Origin of the sequence: Streptomyces albiaxialis (genome assembly GCF_039530985.1) — a bacterium.
GTDB lineage: Bacteria > Actinomycetota > Actinomycetes > Streptomycetales > Streptomycetaceae > Streptomyces > Streptomyces albiaxialis.
This window is the reverse complement of the sequence record NZ_BAAAPE010000002.1, coordinates 197,134-212,381: the sequence shown is the minus strand read 5'-3', so window position 1 is coordinate 212,381 and position 15,248 is coordinate 197,134. Positions and strand designations below refer to the sequence as shown.

16 protein-coding genes are annotated in these 15,248 nt (G+C 71.8%); 4 read left to right on the top strand and 12 right to left on the bottom strand.

Going from position 1 to position 15,248, the window contains the following annotated elements; all coding sequences use genetic code 11:
- Nucleotides 1-2: 2 nt before the first annotated feature.
- The 3 genes from ABD343_RS05975 to ABD343_RS05965 all read right to left on the bottom strand — a co-directional run bounded on the left by ABD343_RS05975 (nucleotide 3) and on the right by ABD343_RS05965 (nucleotide 3,408).
- Complete coding sequence (locus ABD343_RS05975) at nucleotides 3-1,085, bottom strand: metallophosphoesterase (protein ID WP_344524801.1); 1,083 nt, start codon at nucleotides 1,083-1,085, stop codon at nucleotides 3-5.
- A gap of 166 nt (nucleotides 1,086-1,251) precedes the next feature.
- Nucleotides 1,252-2,148 carry a geranyl diphosphate 2-C-methyltransferase gene (locus ABD343_RS05970; protein WP_344524799.1) on the bottom strand — a complete coding sequence of 299 codons (897 nt, stop codon included), beginning with the start codon at nucleotides 2,146-2,148 and terminating at the stop codon, nucleotides 1,252-1,254.
- A 3-nt stretch (nucleotides 2,149-2,151) separates the two neighbouring features.
- Complete coding sequence (locus tag ABD343_RS05965) at nucleotides 2,152-3,408, bottom strand: family 2 encapsulin nanocompartment cargo protein terpene cyclase (RefSeq protein WP_344525561.1); 1,257 nt, start codon at nucleotides 3,406-3,408, stop codon at nucleotides 2,152-2,154.
- 621 nt (nucleotides 3,409-4,029) lie between these two features.
- Here ABD343_RS05965 and ABD343_RS05960 point away from each other — a divergent pair.
- A complete protein-coding gene (locus ABD343_RS05960) occupies nucleotides 4,030-4,872 on the top strand; it encodes a DUF8017 domain-containing protein (protein ID WP_344524797.1) in 843 nt (280 codons plus the stop codon).
- 77 nt (nucleotides 4,873-4,949) lie between these two features.
- On the opposite strand, the gene ABD343_RS05955 is transcribed toward ABD343_RS05960, so the two are convergent.
- The gene (locus tag ABD343_RS05955) at nucleotides 4,950-5,339 is read right to left on the bottom strand and encodes a DUF5997 family protein (protein ID WP_344524796.1); all 390 of its coding nucleotides are present in this window, start codon (nucleotides 5,337-5,339) and stop codon (nucleotides 4,950-4,952) included.
- Between the two features lie 57 nt (nucleotides 5,340-5,396).
- Here ABD343_RS05955 and ABD343_RS05950 point away from each other — a divergent pair, with 57 nt between their 5' ends.
- Genes ABD343_RS05950 through ABD343_RS05940 form a run of 3 tightly spaced genes read left to right on the top strand, consistent with a single transcriptional unit; the run spans nucleotide 5,397 to nucleotide 7,991 of the window.
- A complete protein-coding gene (locus ABD343_RS05950; protein ID WP_344524794.1) occupies nucleotides 5,397-6,182 on the top strand; it encodes a LysR family substrate-binding domain-containing protein in 786 nt (261 codons plus the stop codon).
- Between the two features lie 20 nt (nucleotides 6,183-6,202).
- The gene (locus tag ABD343_RS05945; RefSeq protein WP_344524792.1) at nucleotides 6,203-7,012 is read left to right on the top strand and encodes an SDR family NAD(P)-dependent oxidoreductase; all 810 of its coding nucleotides are present in this window, start codon (nucleotides 6,203-6,205) and stop codon (nucleotides 7,010-7,012) included.
- Between the two features lie 40 nt (nucleotides 7,013-7,052).
- On the top strand, nucleotides 7,053-7,991 hold the full coding sequence (locus ABD343_RS05940) for a LysR substrate-binding domain-containing protein (RefSeq protein ID WP_344524790.1): 939 nt from the start codon (nucleotides 7,053-7,055) through the stop codon (nucleotides 7,989-7,991).
- Here ABD343_RS05940 and ABD343_RS05935 read toward each other — a convergent pair.
- From ABD343_RS05935 to ABD343_RS05900, 8 genes are read right to left on the bottom strand one after another with little or no spacing between them, the layout of a single operon-like run.
- Nucleotides 7,982-8,998 (bottom strand): amidohydrolase family protein, encoded by a 1,017-nt coding sequence (locus ABD343_RS05935; RefSeq protein ID WP_344524788.1) that lies wholly within the window; start codon nucleotides 8,996-8,998, stop codon nucleotides 7,982-7,984. The genes ABD343_RS05940 and ABD343_RS05935 overlap by 10 nt on opposite strands.
- A gap of 2 nt (nucleotides 8,999-9,000) precedes the next feature.
- Entirely contained in the window at nucleotides 9,001-9,522 is a 522-nt protein-coding gene (locus tag ABD343_RS05930) for a 3-hydroxyanthranilate 3,4-dioxygenase (RefSeq protein ID WP_344524786.1), read from the bottom strand.
- Complete coding sequence (locus tag ABD343_RS05925; RefSeq protein WP_344524785.1) at nucleotides 9,519-9,977, bottom strand: RidA family protein; 459 nt, start codon at nucleotides 9,975-9,977, stop codon at nucleotides 9,519-9,521. The genes ABD343_RS05930 and ABD343_RS05925 overlap by 4 nt, the downstream gene beginning before the upstream one ends.
- Nucleotides 9,974-10,768, bottom strand: coding sequence for a 2-keto-4-pentenoate hydratase (locus tag ABD343_RS05920; protein ID WP_344524783.1), 795 nt, complete (start codon nucleotides 10,766-10,768; stop codon nucleotides 9,974-9,976). The genes ABD343_RS05925 and ABD343_RS05920 overlap by 4 nt, the downstream gene beginning before the upstream one ends.
- Nucleotides 10,765-11,784: a 4-hydroxy-2-oxovalerate aldolase gene (gene dmpG, locus ABD343_RS05915; protein ID WP_344524781.1), complete on the bottom strand. Its 1,020-nt coding sequence runs from the start codon at nucleotides 11,782-11,784 to the stop codon at nucleotides 10,765-10,767. Before dmpG ends, ABD343_RS05920 begins: the two co-directional genes overlap by 4 nt.
- Nucleotides 11,781-12,740, bottom strand: a complete 960-nt coding sequence (locus tag ABD343_RS05910; RefSeq protein ID WP_344524779.1) for an acetaldehyde dehydrogenase (acetylating) — start codon at nucleotides 12,738-12,740, stop codon at nucleotides 11,781-11,783. Before ABD343_RS05910 ends, dmpG begins: the two co-directional genes overlap by 4 nt.
- Nucleotides 12,737-13,564, bottom strand: a complete 828-nt coding sequence (locus tag ABD343_RS05905) for a 2-keto-4-pentenoate hydratase (protein ID WP_344524777.1) — start codon at nucleotides 13,562-13,564, stop codon at nucleotides 12,737-12,739. Before ABD343_RS05905 ends, ABD343_RS05910 begins: the two co-directional genes overlap by 4 nt.
- Entirely contained in the window at nucleotides 13,561-15,042 is a 1,482-nt protein-coding gene (locus tag ABD343_RS05900; protein ID WP_344524775.1) for a 2-hydroxymuconic semialdehyde dehydrogenase, read from the bottom strand. The genes ABD343_RS05905 and ABD343_RS05900 overlap by 4 nt, the downstream gene beginning before the upstream one ends.
- Nucleotides 15,043-15,248: the final 206 nt, after the last annotated feature.

The following is a 15,248-nucleotide window of genomic DNA, read 5'->3' as shown; positions in this document are numbered from 1 at the left end:
CGTCAGCCCGCGAGCCGGGTCGTCCGCGTGTGCCGGTAGGCGTGCTCGTACGCGGCCGTCTCCGGGGCGACGGTGTAGGCGTCCGTCACGACGCGGTCGGCGTCGATCGAGAGCATCATGAAGCCGAGCGTGTCGTACGCCTCCCAGAACGCCTTGTTCTCGGGCTCGGCCGCCTTGCCCTTCGACTTCGCGGCCGCGCCGCAGACGATCTGCTGGGTGCCCCGGTAGTCGGCGCCGGTGTCGAGGATCTGCAGCGTGTGGTCGTGCCCGCCGAGCAGGAACTCGGCCTTGCCGCACACCACTTCCTCGTACAGCTTCTTGACGTGCTTGCCGCTCAGGTAGTCCCCGCACTCGATGCCCTCGTACGCGCCCGCGTTGCCGTGCGTGCCGTTGTTGCGCAGCGGGTGGTGGGCGAAGACGAACTTCCAGCGGGCCCGCGAGGCGGCGAGCGAGGACGCCAGCCACTCGCGCTGCTTGCGCGCGAAGGGGCCGTCCCACTGGTACTCGGGGTCGGTCTGCAGGACGTACGAGGAGAGCGGCGTCGTGTCGATGCCGAAGAACTCGGCCACCGGGGCCCGTTCGGGGACCGCCACGGAGTAGTACCGGTCGGGCATGTACCAGCGCGCGGAGTGCCGGTGGTAGGCGACCTCGTGGTCGCCGCGCGAGGGACGGCCGCCGCTGCCGGGGATGATGCCGCTCGTGTCGTGGTTGCCGAGGACCATCAGCCAGGGGACGTCGATGCCCTTGTTGGGCTCCTCGAACTTGGTGGTGAACTCGTCGTCCGTGTCCTCCTCCGGACCGTTCTCGTAGATGTTGTCGCCGAGCCCGATCGCGAGGTCGACACCGCGCTCCTCGCACAGCTTGCGCGCGGCCGCCGCGACGGCGTACTGCTCGGGCTCGCCGGTGCCCGCGTCGCCCGTCACGAGCACCTTCAGCTCGGACTTGTCGGGCAGCGGAAACTTCTCCGGACCGCCGTCGGCTGCCGTCGCCGTCGCCTGCACGCCGAACGCGCCCAGCGCCACGGCCGTACCGACGCCGCCGGCCCCCGCGAGCATCCTGCGTCGGCTTATTCCCTGCGCCTGCATCCTGATCTCCTTGTCGTCCCTCGTCGCTCAGAAGATCTTGGCAAGGGAAACGTGACAGGGACAGGTCACGGACACCAGGTGAATCCTGCGGACACGGCACCGCCCGGCAGCGTGCGCGGCTGCCGGGCGGTGCGCGGACGGTGGTGCGGACCGGTGACGCGGCTGGTCAGACCCGGTCGGCCGCGATCAGGAGGTACTGGAAGGAGCCGTCCTTGTACGCGTTGATGAACGCCTCCTCGATGCCGGTGACCAGCGAGGACGTGGCCCGCAGCTCCCAGTAGGGCAGCGTCGCGGCGGTCAGGTCGACGACGCTCTGCGGCACGAGACGGTTGTCGGCCATGGCGCGCAGGTACTCGCGGCGGGAGTGGATGTTGCACTCGAAATGCGCGTTGATCTGCGAGACCCACTTCGAGGGCTGGCCGTACCTCGGGTTCCAGCAGCCCGTGATGGTCACATAGCGCCCGCCGACCTCCAGGACGCGGGAGTGTTCGGAGAAGAGGTCGTGCAGATCCACGTACATCGTCGACTCGTTGTTCCACGAGGCCGCGATCTGGCCCGTGGTGAACGGCATGTCGAGCATGTTGCACACCCGGGCGCGCACATGGTCGTCGATGCGCAGCTCGCGGGCGCGCCGGTTGGCGAACTCGGCCTGCTTGGCCGACAGGGTGACGCCCTCGACATGGCAGCCGAAGCGCTGATGGGCCATCACCATCGAACCGCCCCGGCCGCAGCCCGCGTCGACGAGCGTGTCGTCGCTCCCGATGGAGCCGAGGTGGTCCATGAGGACCTCGGCCTGCGCCGACTCCAGCCGGTGCAGCTCGGCGATCAGCTTCTTCTCGTACTCGCTGTCGGCGGAGTCGCCGAGCGCGGCACGGTCGATCTCACCGATCCCGTAGTGGTGGTGGTAGAGCCCGTCGACATCGCCGAGGCGCAGGTTCACGGGCCTGGCCTCCTGGTCCCAGTAACGGGCGATGTCCCCCTGGTAGGGCGACGCCGGGGAGGGGATGAAAGCGGTGGCGGCCTGGACGGTGGTGTGCTCGGTGCTGGTCACAGGTGCATCCATTTCTTACCAGAAGTCGGGCAGGCTGTAGCGGTAGGTGTTCGTCTGGTGCCAGTAGTGGTTGCCGTCGACCCAGGCGGCCACCCCCCGGAGGAAGCGCTGGACGCTCGGTACGGGACAGGCGGCGGCCAGCTCGGCGGCCTCGGCCTCGAAGGTGTGCATCAGGTCGTTGTGGACCTCGACCGCCTTCAGGTAGGCGTCCCGTTCGGAGACGCCCTCACGCTCTGCGATCACCACGGGCAGGTTGAGATGCGTGCCCGGGCTCTTCAGCTCCTTGGTGTACGAGTACAGGTCGTTGACGAGGGTGGTCGCGTTGCAGGCGAGCGCGATGACCCGCTGCATGGCCGGTTGAGCGTGCAGGTCCGCCGGCAGTTCGTAGCCGCCGACGGTGTCGGTGATGGTCGGACAGGGGCGGAAGTTGTTGAACTGGCGCATCGCCAGGTACTCCCACACCTCCGGCATGTGCTCCGTCTCGGCCCACGCGGCCTCCGCCAGGTACCCCAGGTGGAGCCGGGCCATGTCGTGCCGGAACCGGTCGGCCTGGGAGGGGGTGGACTGCCGGAGGAGGTAGTCCATGGCGGAGCGGTACGCGCGGCGGGGCGCGTCGGAGCCGAGCGAGTCCAGCCACGCGGGCTCGTACTCCTTCGTCGTGTGCACCGGGTCGAGCGCGGTGTGCGCCAGCAGGAGGCGGCTGCCGAGCCCGACCGGCGAGCCGCCGTGGTCCTCGCAGTAGCAGTCGTCGACCGCGTTCTCGGCGACCATCAGCCGGGTGGCGACCATCAGGTGGTCGACGGTGGGGGCGTCCGGATGGCAGGCGACCATGTACCGGCCGACGGAGAACCCGTCGAACTGGTCCTCCCACTCCGGGGGCACCGCCCGCACCTCGTCGACCGCCCACTCCCTGATCCGGCGGCTCACCTCCTCGACGCGGACCGGGTCGGGCTCCGGGACGGGGTGGTAATAGAGACCCGGCACGGGGTCGCCCGCGGCGGGCGGGCCCGACGCGGCCTCGTTCGTCACGGCCTTGTCTGTGACGGCCCCGTCCGTGACAGCCGCGTCCGTCGCGGCCTCAGCCGCGGCCGGTTCGCACTCCTCGGGCACCGGCGGCGCTCCGCACGGGGCCAGGCGCAGGCCCGCCGTGCCGAGTCCGCTGGGGCCGCCCAGGATCCGCTCCAGGGTGCGCACGGGCGTCGCGGCTCCGGGTGCGGGCGGGTTCGGAGGCAGAGGGGAATCCCCGGGATCAGGCATCCATGGCTCCTTGATGAGACGTGAGGGGAGGGGAGGGGGTGGGCTGTTCCGGAAGCGGGCATGCTCGCCCGGCCCGGGATCCGGGCCGTCGTCGCCGCGCGCGGCGCGCTAGCCGCGTCTGTGGGAGATCCGCCCCCGGCCCGCGCGGCCCCGCGAGCGGCGGCGCCCCGCACCCATGCCCCTGCCTCTGCCCGCGCCCGCGCCCGCGCCCGCGCCCGTGCTCGCGCCGAGCCCGGTCCCGTCGTCGCCGTGACGATTCTGCCGCGCGGCGGACACGCGCTCGTGCTCCCCTGAAGGGCTCGGAAGGGAGGACTGCCGGGGCGGAACCGTCCGCGGTTCCGGGCCGGTCACAGTGGTCATCGGGCGGGGCTCTCCTTCGCCGGGGAGATGGCGATTCGTGCGGATCTCGGGGAACCGTAGCGGCCGTTGAGGCCGTTCCGCCCGGGGAGAGCGGGGGAGTTACCTCGATGCAGTGTTCTTGGCCCGCCCGGTGTTTATCCGAACACCCGACGAGTTCCGGACTCCGGCGACGGCGGGTGCCGCGCTTCATGGCCCGATCACGAACGTGTCCTGGTCTCGTGCCGGGACGGCCACCGGGTGGCTGGTAATCGACCCCGGCCGCTTAGGGTGTCGATCATGTCTTGGTCAAACACTCCCCAGCACGACGCCCGCCCCGGGCGCACGGACGGTTCCGCCCCGTCCCGTCGTAAGAAGACGACACTCGTCGCCGCCGTCGGCGTCGGCATGGTCCTCGCCCTGAGCGGCTGCAACGAGGACACGGACACCGGCGCCGGCGCGTCGGACTCGAAGAAGAAGCCCACGTCGGGCGCGTCGAAGGAGCAGCCCAGCTCCGCGGCCCCGTCGGCCCCCTCGGGCAAGGAGCCCGTCATCAAGGGATGGCAGACACAGACCCGGCAGAAGCACCACTTCCGCTACGACGTGCCGCCCAAGGCCGAGAAGTGGAAGGTCCTCGACCAGGACACCTCCCTCTCCTACACGGACAAGGGCGGCAAGCCGATCGTCGTCATGAACGGCGCCGCCACCTACCGCGAGGGCGGCTGCGCCTCGGCCCCCAACCCCAAGGCGTTCGGCGAGGCGGGCAAGGGCCAGCTCGCCACCGTCGGCACGACCGGCGGCGGCAAGGAGGGCTCGCTCCAGGAGAACGCCCGTAACTGGGCGGGCAACTGGGGCTTCGCCGCGTACGGCGGCGAGGAGAAGAAGCCCAAGGTCACGGTCAGCAAGGCCAAGCCGTGGAAGCAGGGCGGCATCACCGGCTACACGGCGACCGCCAAGGTCAAGGTCACCAACCGCCCCAGCAAGTGCGTCCCGCCGACGGCGGTCGTGCACAGCATCGCGCAGAAGCTGCCGGACGGCACCATGCACGGCTGGGTGATCTACGGCGACCAGGGCGTCCCGAACGCGCTCACGGACGCCGAGATGAAGAAGATCATGAGCACCGTCCGCTCCACGGACGGCTGATTCCCTCCGACGTCCCGTACGACGGACGAGACCCCGGCGGCACGGTGCCGCCGGGGTCTCGTCCGTACCGGATGAGGTCAGGCGCCGTCCGCCTCCGCCTTCCGCTTCTCCTTCAGCCGCGCGGCCTCCTTGCGGACCTCCGCCTGGGTGGCGCGCTCCTTCTGGAGCCACTCGGGGTTCTCCGCCTTGAGCGCGTCGATCTGCTCGGTGGTGAGGGCCTCGGTGACGCCGCCGCGGGCGAGGCCCGCGTGCGAGACGCCCAGCTTCGCCGCGACGACCGGACGCGGGTGGGGGCCGTCGCGCCGCAGGTCGAGGAGCCACTGGGGCGGATCGGCCTGCAGGGCGTTCAGCTCGTCGCGCGAGACGACACCCTCCTGGAACTCGGCGGGGGTGGCCTGGAGGTACACACCCAGCTTCTTCGCCGCGGTCGCGGGCTTCATGGTCTGGGAGGTCTTGTGCGACGTCATGCGTCCAGGGTAACGAGCGGATGAGGTGCCCCTGACCACGGCCGGTAGCCTGGCGTGGTGACAGACGCGGCAGCATCCTCCCCCTCCTCCCCGGCGCCCTCCTCGTTCCGGCTCGCCTACGTGCCCGGGGTGACGCCCGCGAAGTGGGTGCGGATCTGGGAGGAGCGCCTCCCCGGCATCCCCCTCGCCCTCGTCCCCGTCCCCGCCGCCGAGGCCCCCGGCCTGCTGCGCGAGGGGAGCGCGGACGCGGGCTTCGTACGGCTGCCGGTCGACCGTACGTACTTCAGCGCGATCCCCCTGTGGACCGAGACCACCGTGGTTGTCGTCCCGAAGGACCACCTGGTGACGGCGGCCGACGAGGTCACGCTCGACGAGCTGGCCGACGAGATCGTGCTGCACCCCCTGGACGACGTCCTGGGCTGGGAGCGGCCGCCCGGGCGGCCCGCGTTCGAGCGCCCGGCGACCACCGGCGACGCCGTCGAGCTGGTGGCGGCCGGGATCGGCGTCCTCGTCGTCCCGCAGTCCCTCGCCCGCCTCCACCACCGCAAGGACCTCACCTACCGTCCCGTGACGGACGCCCCGCAGTCGCAGGTCGCGCTGGCGTGGCCGGAGGAGGCGACGACGGACATGGTCGAGGACTTCATCGGCATCGTCCGCGGCCGCACGGTCAACAGCACGCGCGGCCGTACGAAGACCACCGAGGACAAGCCCGCGCGCAAGGCCGTCGCCCAGCAGTCCAGGTCGGCGCCCCACAAGAAGGCCGCCCCCCGACGCGGCAGCCCCAAGGGGGGCGGTCCCAAGGGCGGCGGCGGGCGGCGCGGAAAGCCCCGCCGCCGGTCGTAGGGTCCCTCTATTCTCGTGCGATGACCGCACACGGGAACGACAGGGGGAGAGCCGTGGGGATGCTCGACGGGCGCGCGGCGATGATCACGGGCGCTTCCAGCGGGATCGGGGCCGCCGCCGCGCGGCTCTTCGCGGAGGAGGGGGCGGCCGTCGTGCTCATGGCGCGGCGTGCCGACCGGCTGGCGGAGGTGGTCGGGGAGATCACCGGGCAGGGCGGCAGGGCCGTCGCCGTCGAGGGGGACGTGACCGTCGCGGACGACGTCGGGCGGGCCGGCGAGACGGCGGTCGAGCGGTTCGGCGGGCTGGACTGCGCGCTCAACAACGCCGGGTACGCCACCGTGGGGACCGTGCTGCACGAGACCGACGATGCGGTGTACGAACGCACGATGGACGTCAACGTACGAGGCGTGTGGAACTGCATGAAGCGGCAGCTCCCCGTGATGCTGGAGTCGGGCAGGGGCGGCTCCATCGTCAACACCAGCAGTACGGCGGGGCGTTACGCGACCGGCGCCTCCGTGCCCTATGTCGCCTCCAAGCACGCGGTGCTCGGGATCACGCGGGCCGCCGCGGCCGAGTACGGGGAGCGCGGGATCCGGGTGAACGCGCTCGTCGTGGGCACCACGCGCAGCGAGATGATCGAGGAGGCCGTCCGCCAGATGCCCGAGCTGGAGCAGGCGTTCATCGCGCCGCAGATCCAGAAGCGGATGGCCGGTCCCCGGGAGATCGCGGAGGCCGCGGCGTGGCTGTGCAGCGACCGCGCGTCCTTCGTGACCGGCACCGCGATGCCCGTGGACGGCGGGATCTCGGCGACGGCCAAGCCGGGGGACTGAGCGTGCGGGCGCCCCGTGCGCTCTCCGTTAGGGTCGGGGCGTGGAGATCCCCCGCCTGCTCGACGGCCGACTGAAGTTCCGGCACCTGGTGCTCGTGGACGCGCTCGCGCGCCAGGGGACCGTGGTGGGGGCGGCGGCGGAGCTGCACGTCACGCAGCCCGCGGCGACGCGCAGCCTGCACGAGCTGGAGGACATCCTCGGGGTGGCGCTCTTCGAGCGCGGGCCGCGCGGGATCACCGCGACCGTGTTCGGCGAGGCGTTCACGCGGCACGCGCGGGCCGTGCTCGCGCAGCTCACGCAGGCCGGGCGGCACGTGGTGGAGCTGGCCGACGCCGACCGGGGCACGGTCGTCGTCGGCACCCACCTGGCGGGCTCCAACGTGCTGCTGCCGCGCGCCATCGCCGCGCTCAAGAAGGAACGCCCGTATCTGACGGTCGTCGTGCGCGAGGCGTCGCCCGACGCGCTGCTGCTGGAACTGGAGGCGGGGCGGATCGACTTCGTCGTCGGACGGCTGACCTCGCCGCCCGGGGAGCGCGTGGTGCGGCGCAAGCTGTACGACGAGTCGGTCGAGCTGGTCGTCCGCGCCTCGCACGCGCTTGCCGCGCGCGAGGCACGGGAGGACGAGGTGCTCGGCGAGCTGCTGGACTACCCGTGGATCCTGCCGGGCCCGGAGACCGCGCTGCGCCGGGAGGTCGAGGAGTTCTTCGCCCGCAACGGCTTCGCGCTGCCGGAGAACCGGGTGGAGACCACCTCGTTCCTCACCGTCCGTCAGCTCCTGCTGGAGACCGACGTCATCGCCGTACTGCCCAGCCTGATCATCCGGGACGACAGCCGTATCGCGCGGCTGCCGGTCCGGCTGGACCCGGTCGGGCACAGCGTCGGGCTGACCATGTGGGCAGACCGGACGCTGAGCCCTTCCGCCGAGGCTCTCATCCGGAGCCTCGAGGAGACGGCCGCCGGAATGGCGCCTCAGCTCTGACCGGACTCCGGGTCCGTAAGGCCCAGGTAGCGCTCGGCGTTGGCGTGGGTGATCATTTCGCGTACCGCGTCGTCCAGGAAGTGGCTCTTGCGGACCACCTCACCCACGGGGCGTTCGCCGAGCGGATACGGGTAGTCGCTGCCGACCATCACCCGGTCCGCGCCGACCGTGTCCACGAGGAGCCGCAGCGCGCGGTCGTCGAAGACGACCGAGTCGACGTAGAAGCGGCCGAGGTAGTGGGACGGCGGGTAGTCGGACGTGCCGATGATGTCGTTGCGGCCGTGCCAGGCGTTCTCCATCCGGCCCAGCCAGAAGGCGAACGAGCCGCCGCCGTGCGCGAAGCAGATCTTCAGCCGCTCGTCCACGCGGTCGAAGACGCCGCCCAGAATCATCGCCAGGATCGACAGATGGGTCTCGGCGGGCATGGCCGTCAGCCACTGCGCCATCCACCGGTCGAGCCGGGGCGAGCTGGCCATGTCCCACGGGTGCACGAATACCGGCACGTCCAGCGAGGCGCAGTGCTGGAGGAACGTCACCACGCCCTCGCTGTCCAGGTCCCGGTCCCCGACATGGTTGCCGATCTCCACGCCCCGGTGCCCGTTGGCGATGCTCCGCTCCAGCTCGCGGCAGGCCGCGTCCGGGTCCTGCAACGGCACCTGGCAGAAGGGGATCAGCCGGTCGGGGGCCGGCGCGGTGATCTCCAGGGCCAGGTCGTTGAAGATCCGGGAGACCTTCGCGGCCTCGGCACCGCTCCGTCCGTACGTGAAGAACGCGGGGGTCGGCGAGACGACCTGGGTCCGTACGCCGTCGGCGTCCATGTCGCGCAGCCTGGTCTCCGCGTCCCAGGCGTCGGCCTGGATACGGCGGAACTCCTTCGAGCCCATCATGATCATCGCGTCGGACTCGGACTCGATCCGCAGCCAGGGCGCGTCGGGCCCGGCCTCGGCGGTCAGATCCGGCCACCCCCGGGGCACGTAGTGGGTGTGGACGTCGATCATTGGTTCCACTGTCAGCCCTTCCCGGGATGCAGGGCGCCGCACCGCGGGCAGGTGCGGGCCCCCTCGTCGTCGTAGAACGCGGAGAAGACGGGCGGCAGGTCCTCCACGATGTCGCGGACCTGGAGCTCGACCTCGTGGGTGAGGGCCGAGCACTCCTGGCAGTACCAGAGGAACTTCTCCAGCGTGCCCTCCTCGCGGACCCGCTCGATGACCAGGCCGATGGAGTCGGGGTCGGGGCGCTGCGGGGAGTGCGGGACGTTGCCGGGGAGCAGCCAGACCTGGCCCTCCCGGATGTGCACGGTGCGGGGACCGTCCTCGGTCATGAGGTTGACGTGCATGTCGCCCTTGACCTGGTAGAACCACTCCTCGTACGGGTCGAGGTGGAAGTCCGTGCGCTGGTTGGGGCCGCCGACGACCTGGACGATGAAGTCCTGGCCGAGCGCCATGGTCCGGTTGTTGACCGGGGGCTTGAGCAGGTGCTCGTGCTCGGCGATCCAGCCCTGGAAATCGATGGCCTCGGGAATGTCGGTCATGACGCCTCCTGTGCGGTGCGGGGGGTGCGGGCGGTGCGGGGCAGATACGCCGTCGCCTGGATCTCGATCAGCAGATGCGGGTGCGGGAGCTGGTGCACCGCGACCGTCGTCCGGGTCGGGCCGTCCTCGTCGAAGAACTCTCCGTAGACCTCGTTGTAGCCGCCGAAGTCGTTCATGGACACCAGGTACGTGGTGAGCTGCGCGACGTCGGAGAGCCCGGCGCCGACCTCGGCGAGGATGTCGCGGATGTTCTCGATGACCGCGCGGGTCTGGGCGCGGATGTCGAGGTTCGTGGTGCCCATCTCGTCGGTCTCGACGCCGACGAAGGTGTTGTCCGGGCGCCGTGAACTCGTCCCCGACACGAAGACGAGATCGCCGACGACCTTCACATGCGGGAAACGGCCGCGCGGCGTGGCCTTCCCCGCCACGACGCGGGAGCCCTGTGAGCCGGTCATGCCGCCACCCCCTTCACGCAGACGGAGACGGAGCCCAGGCCCGCGACGTCGCACGAGATCACCCCGGGCGCGAGCGGCACGGCGGCCGTGGCGGCGCCCGCGAGCACCACCTGCCCGGCGCGCAGCGGGATGCGGCGGCGACGGCACATGTCGAGCAGCGCGTGCAGCGCCCGTACGGGCGAGCCGAGGATCGCGGCGGTCGAGCCGACGGCCTCCGCCGGACCGGAGAGCAGCCGCACCGCGCGGTTGGACACGTCCCCGGCGTCCGCGAGGGGCCGCCAGGCGCCGAGCGCGTAGGCGGAGGCCGAGGTGTTGTCCGCGACGACGTCCTCGTAGGTGAAGCGGAAGTCCCGGTAGCGGGAGTCGATGAACTCCAGCGCGGGCGCGAGCGCGTCGACGCACGCCTCGATGTCCGTCGCCGGGTCGTCCGGGTCCACGTCGCGGGCGAGCCGGTAGGCGACCTCCGGCTCGGCCTTCGCGTGGATGAACCGGGAGAGGTCCAGGTCGGCTCCGTCGGCGACGCGCATGGCGTCGGTGAGCCGTCCGACGATCACGTCGGAGACGCCCATCTGCGCCATCTTCGCCTTGCTGGTGAAGCCCAGCTTGACGCCCGTGACGTGCTCGCCGCGCGCCTCGCGCCGGGCCACCAGCGCGGCCTGGACCGCGTAGGCGTCGTCGATGTCGAACGTGTGGTCGTCGGCCAGGCTCGGGGTGTCGGTCCGCGAGGTCGCGGCGGCGTCCAGCCGCTCGGCGAGTGCCGCGACGGTGGCGTCCGTGATCGCCGTACTCACTTCCCGCTCCCTTCGGCCAGGTCCAGTGCGATGTCCACGATCATGTCCTCCTGGCCGCCCACCATCTGGCGGCGGCCCGCTTCGAGCAGGATGTCCCGGGTGTCGAGCCCGTAGCGGCGCGCGGCGCGTTCGGCGTGCAGCGCAAAGCTGGAGTAGACACCCGCGTATCCGAGGGTCAGGGTCTCCCGGTCGACCTGGACCGGGCGGTTCCGCAGCGGCCGCACGATGTCGTCGGCGGCGTCCTGGAGCGCGAACAGGTCGCATCCGTGCTCCCAGCCGAGCAGGTCCGCGACGGCGACGAACGCCTCCGCCGGGCAGTTGCCCGCGCCCGCGCCCTGTCCGGCGAGGGCCACGTCCACGCGGTACGCGCCGTGCTCGACGGCGGTCACGCTGTTGGCGACCGACAGCGACAGGTTCTCGTGCGCGTGGATGCCGACCTCGGTCGTGCCGTCCAGCACCTGGCGGTACGCGTCGATGCGTTCGGCCACGTCCCGCATGGTCAGACGCCCGCCCGAGTCGGTGACGTACACGCAGTGCGCCCCGTACGACTCCATCAGCGCCGCCTGCTTCGCCAGCCCCTCGGGGGAGTTGAGGTGGCTCATCATCAGGAAGCCGGACACGTCCATGCCGTGCTCGCGGGCCCAGGCGATGTGCTGGGCGCTGACGTCGGCCTCGGTGCAGTGGGTGGCGACGCGGACGCTGCGGACGCCCAAGGCGTGGGCGCGGCGCAGGTGTTCGATGGTGCCGATGCCGGGGAGGAGCAGCGTCGTGAGCTTGGCGTGCGTCAGGACGTCGGCCGCGGCCTCGATCCACTCCTCGTCGGTGTGCGCGCCGAAGCCGTAGTTGGCGCTGGAGCCGCCGAGCCCGTCGCCGTGCGCGACCTCGACGGCACTGGCCCCGGCCTTGTCGACGGCGGCGACGATGTCCCGCACCTGGTCGACGGTGTACTGGTGGCCCATGGCGTGCATGCCGTCCCGGAGGGTCACGTCCTGGACGTAGAGCTTTGTGGGTGTCATGACTGCTTCCCCCATCCCCGCAGCGCTGCGGTCGTCTCGGCCGTACGGACCGCGGCGGCGGTCATGATGTCGAGGTTCCCGGCGTAGTCGGGCAGGTAGTGGCCCGCGCCGAGCACCTCCAGGAAGACGGAGACGCGCACGCCCGTGACCCGCCGCCCCAGGCCGGGGACGAGGGCGTTCTCGACGGGGTCGAACTGGACGTCCTGCTTGAGGCGGTAGCCCGGCACGTACGCCCGTACGTCCTCGGCCATCCGGCGCACCGAGTCGGCGATCTCCTCCTGGAGGCCCGCGTCCACCGCGCCCTCGACCAGGCAGTAGACGGTGTCGCGCATGACGAGGGGCGGGTCGGCCGGGTTGAGGACGATGATCGCCTTGCCGGCCTCGGCGCCGCCGACCGTGCGGATGGCCTCGCTCGTGGTCTCGGTGAACTCGTCGATGTTGGCGCGCGTGCCGGGGCCCGCCGAGCGGGAGGAGATCGAGGCGACGATCTCCCCGTACGCGACCGGTGCCACGCGGGCGACGGCGGCGACGACGGGGACGGTGGCCTGGCCGCCGCACGTCACCATGTTCACGTCGTCGGCGTCGAGATGGTCGTCCAGGTTGACCGGCGGCACGACGAACGGGCCGAGCGCGGCGGGCGTCAGGTCGATCATCAGCTTGCCGTGCTCCCGCGCGACCTCGGCATTGCGGGTGTGGGCCTTGGCGGAGGTCGCGTCGAAGACGATGCGGACGTCCTCGAACTCCGGCAGCTTCGCGAGCCCCTCGACGCCCTCGTGGGTCGTGGCGACCTTGAGCCGGGCGGCGCGCGCGAGCCCGTCGGAGTCCGGGTCGATCCCGGCCATCGCCGCCATGCGCAGCGTGGGGGAGTGCCGCAGCACCTTGATCATGAGGTCGGTGCCGATGTTGCCCGAGCCGATGACGGCGACGGGGACGGTGCCCTGCTCTTCCGTACTCACGCGCTCTCCTCCGTCGCCTCGATCACGGCCTCGACCTCGCCCATCCCGTCCAGTTCCAGCCGGTAGCGGCCGGGGCCGCCGACCGGGACCATCGGGCCGAGCGCGCCGGACATCACCACGTCGCCCGCGCGCAGCGGCTGTTCGCGGCGCGCCATCTCGCGCGCCAGCCACGCCACGGCGACGACCGGCGAGCCCAGGCACGCGTGGCCCGCGCCGAACGAGACGGGCTCGCCGTCCCGGCGCAGCGTCATCCCGACCCGCGCGAGGTCCAGCCCGGCGAGCGGGTACGGGGTGGTGCCGAGGACGACGGCGCCGCTGGAGGCGTTGTCCGCGACGGTGTCGGTGATGGCCAGGTCCCAGCCCGCGATCCGCGAGTCGACGATCTCGATCGCGGGGAGCGCGAACTCGGTGGCGCGCAGTACGTCCGCCACGGTCGCGCCCGGCAGGTCGAGGTCGCGGCCGAGGACGAACGCGATCTCGCCCTCCGCGCGCGGCTGGAGGAACCGCTCCAGGGCCAGCGGCTCGGTGTGGCCCACGACCATGTCGTCGAAGAGCACGCCGAAGTCCGGCTGGAAGACGCCGAACTGCTGCTGCACGGCGCGCGCAGTGAGCCCGGTCTTCGCGCCGACGCGGCGCGCGCCCGCCGCCGTACGGGCCTCGGTCAGGCGGCGCTGCACCGCGTACGCGGCGTCCACGTCGTCCGCGCCCAGCAGGTCCCGTACGGGCGCGCAGGGGGTGCGGGTCCCGGCGGCGGCGGTGAGCCGCGCGGCGGCCTCTCCGATCCGCTCGGTCGACTCGCGGTCAGGGGTGAGGAGTTCGGTCACAGTTGCACGCACACATTCGTCGGCTCGGTGTAGAAGTGCAGGGAGGAGGCGCCGCCCTCGCGGCCGATGCCGGAGAGGCCCGTGCCGCCGAAGGGGGAGCGCAGGTCGCGCAGGAACCAGGTGTTGACCCAGGCCATGCCCACGTCCATGGCCTGCGCCACGCGGTGGCCGCGCCGCAGGTCGGTGGTCCAGACGGAGGCGGCGAGTCCGTAGTCGGTGTCGTTGGCGAGGGCGATCGCCTCGTCCTCGGTGTCGAAGGGGATCAGCGCGGCGACGGGGCCGAAGATCTCCTCGCGTACGGGCCGGTCGGCGTTGGTCAGGCCCGTCCACAGCGTCGGCTCGATCCAGGAGCCGCCGTCCAGCTCCGCGCCCAGCTCGGGGATGCCGCCGCCGGTGAGGACCTTCGCCCCGGCCTGCTCGGCGAGCGCGAAGTAGCCGCGCACCTTGTCGCGGTGGGCCTGCGAGATGAGCGGGCCCGTGGTCGTCGCCTCGTCCAGCGGGCGGCCCAGCCGGAGCGAACGGGCGCGCTCGGCCAGCCCGTCAGCGACATCGGCGAAGACCGAGCGGTGCACGTAGACGCGCTCGGTGCACAGGCACACCTGGCCGGTGTTGGCGAACACCGAGCGGGTCAGCCCGTCGAGCGTCTCGTCGAGGTCGGCGTCGCCGAAGACGAGCGCGGCGTTCTTGCCGCCGAGTTCGAAGGAGACGGGGCGCACGCGCGGCGCGACCGTCCTCATGACGTGGGAGCCGGTGGCCGAGGAGCCGGTGAAGGTGACGCCGTCGATGCCGGGGTGCGAGGTCACGTACGCGCCGGCGGAGTCGGCGCCGAAGCCGTGCACGACGTTGTACGCGCCCGCCGGGAGCCCGGCGTCGCGCAGCACCTCGGCGAGGAGCGTCGCGGTGCCCGGCGTCTCCTCGCTGGGCTTGACGACCACGGCGTTGCCGCAGGCCAGGGCCGGGGCGACCTTCCAGGTGAGGAGGAGCAGCGGAAGGTTCCAGGGGACGATGACGGCGACGACGCCGAGCGGCTTGCGGACCGCGTAGTTGAGCGCCTGGCGGCCGCCCGCGAGGTCGGTGAGGAACGATTCCTGGCCCGCCGCGGCGACGACGTCGGCGAACGTACGGAAGTTCGCGAGGGCGCGGGCCACATCGAGTTCGCGGGCCTGGGTGACGGGCTTGCCGGTGTCGGCGATCTCGGCGGCGACGAACTCCTCGAAGCGCTCCTCGATCAGGTCGGCCGCGCGGCGCAGCACCGCCGTCCGCTCCCGGACGGGGGTGCGGGCCCAGGTGCCGAGGGCGGAGCGGGCCCCTGTCACGGCGCGGTCCACGAGGGCCTCGTCGGCCTCGTGGACGCGGGCGACGACCAGGCCGGTGGCCGGATCAGTCTTCTCGAAGCTGCGGACGCTGTGGTTCTCGTCGGGCTCGACGTACTGCCCGTCGACGAAGTTGCGGATCCACCGCGCTGTGTCTGCCGTCATGGCTCCCACTCTGGGAGTCGCGGCCATGCCGAACAAATCAAGATTTCGCGCGCCGGTATAGCCGTACGGTTATGTCTCGCGCAAGAGGCCGCGCTATAACAAGACGGCTATACCTCATCCCCGATTCGGCATTTGTGTGTCATGTCTCACGGGGTGAGGATCCAGCGGTAACGCGAGGTGCACCGTCGGGCCCGCGTTCGCTCCCC

What these genes read in the sequence shown, in the direction of transcription:
- dmpG (WP_344524781.1), bottom strand. Translation starts at nt 11,784, where the DNA reads ATGACACCCACAAAGCTCTACGTCCAGGACGTGACCCTCCGGGACGGC.
- ABD343_RS05930 (WP_344524786.1), bottom strand. Translation starts at nt 9,522, where the DNA reads ATGACCGACATTCCCGAGGCCATCGATTTCCAGGGCTGGATCGCCGAG.
- ABD343_RS05960 (WP_344524797.1), top strand. Translation starts at nt 4,030, where the DNA reads ATGTCTTGGTCAAACACTCCCCAGCACGACGCCCGCCCCGGGCGCACG.
- ABD343_RS05900 (WP_344524775.1), bottom strand. Translation starts at nt 15,042, where the DNA reads ATGACGGCAGACACAGCGCGGTGGATCCGCAACTTCGTCGACGGGCAG.
- ABD343_RS05925 (WP_344524785.1), bottom strand. Translation starts at nt 9,977, where the DNA reads ATGACCGGCTCACAGGGCTCCCGCGTCGTGGCGGGGAAGGCCACGCCG.
- ABD343_RS05955 (WP_344524796.1), bottom strand. Translation starts at nt 5,339, where the DNA reads ATGACGTCGCACAAGACCTCCCAGACCATGAAGCCCGCGACCGCGGCG.
- ABD343_RS05975 (WP_344524801.1), bottom strand. Translation starts at nt 1,085, where the DNA reads ATGCAGGCGCAGGGAATAAGCCGACGCAGGATGCTCGCGGGGGCCGGC.
- ABD343_RS05945 (WP_344524792.1), top strand. Translation starts at nt 6,203, where the DNA reads ATGACCGCACACGGGAACGACAGGGGGAGAGCCGTGGGGATGCTCGAC.
- ABD343_RS05970 (WP_344524799.1), bottom strand. Translation starts at nt 2,148, where the DNA reads ATGGATGCACCTGTGACCAGCACCGAGCACACCACCGTCCAGGCCGCC.